The sequence below is a fragment of the Sphingobacterium sp. T2 genome, from assembly GCF_000814685.1.
Classification (GTDB): domain Bacteria; phylum Bacteroidota; class Bacteroidia; order Sphingobacteriales; family Sphingobacteriaceae; genus Sphingobacterium; species Sphingobacterium thermophilum.
In genome coordinates, this window is the sequence record NZ_JXAC01000279.1 from 1 (window position 1) to 1,302 (window position 1,302).

Annotated in this window: 1 protein-coding gene and 1 pseudogene; one reads left to right on the forward strand and one right to left on the reverse strand. The window is 39.7% G+C overall.

Going from position 1 to position 1,302, the window contains the following annotated elements; genetic code table 11:
* Window positions 1–190, forward strand: a 190-nt coding sequence (locus tag SD31_RS14035) for an IS3 family transposase (RefSeq protein WP_039054578.1), incomplete at its 5' end; no start/stop codon positions are given.
* Window positions 191–245: 55 nt separating this feature from the next.
* On the opposite strand, the pseudogene SD31_RS17705 reads toward SD31_RS14035, so the two are convergent.
* Window positions 246–1,302, reverse strand: a pseudogene (locus SD31_RS17705) (peptidase); the annotation flags it as partial.

Sequence of the window (1,302 nt, forward strand, 5' to 3'; positions counted from 1 at the left end):
TAATGCCATTATTGAGAACTTCTTCGGTATTATAAAATCTGAACTATTCTATCTCAAAAAGTACCATGAAATCGATGAACTTAAACGGGATATAAAGAACTACATTGAATACTATAACAACGATCGAATAAAACTCAATCTAAAAGGAATGAGCCCGATAAAATATCGAGCTCATCACATAGACAATTAATTTTTAACTTTGTCCAACTTTTAGGGTGCACTTCAAAGACTTGCTCTTTTTTGTGTTAATATAGATTGTTGAAAAGCAGCTTAAATGTGCCATGTGTCTGAGCCCGGAAGGTGATGTCCGGCGTGAAAATCGTCAACTTTCCTTTTTCGATCTGTTTCTCAAAACCTATGACGCCATCTTTGAGGTATTTTTCACCCCATGACCAGCCACTCTTCAATACTTTTTCCGAAGAGAACCAAAGTATAGGTTTGATATGTGGGTCGTTGATTTTATAGACGTTATTGTTACTGAAGTATAGGTCTATTTGTTGAGGGTAACCTTTGCCAGATACTGTATTGATGTCTATAGCTGCCGTAAGTACAGAACCTGGAGTATAGAATATTTCACGTTTCAACGGTTTGCCTTGGGCATCTACAAGGTGGTTTGTCACGCCTATTTTCAGATCCTCGGCAATTTTGGCGCTGTTGCCCACCGCAATAATATGTCCACCGTTTTTGATGAACTGTTCCAGTTGTGGAAGGGTCTTTTCTATAGTCATACTTCCCCACTGTGAAGCGTAAGGCTCTGGAATATTGTTCGGCTTGTTGTTTGGTAAGTTACTTTCTGGACGGATTATAGCATTGCTAGGCAATACGATGACATCATATTTCGCATTGAGATTTCCTTTGTCCAAGTCTGGAGCGAAAACCAATTCGAAATTGAATCCATACTTCTCAAAGAGGAAGCGTATCCAACCTGAAGGCATGCTGCCTCCGTAGGTGTCCCAAAGTGCTATGCGTAGCGGTTTTAGTACTTTCGTTTCTTTAGGAAGCTTGTCTACTCCCGCTACGACAACACCTGATGCAGATAGTATTTGTTTGGAAACGGAATTGTTGGCTATTATAAAATTACCCTCGACGGTGCGGTACACCTTTTCTTTCTTGCTTAGAAGTTCATTTACCAGTCGGAAAGTTTCGTTTTCTTTATTGCTAAGCAGGAAAAACTTGTTATTAGGTAAGGTCTGTACAATAACGTTTACAGGCTCACCATAAGGGAGTGTTTCGAAATTACCTTTTACATCATCATAGGCTCTATCGAATTGATGTGCATCAGATAAGCCAATGTCCAGCCGG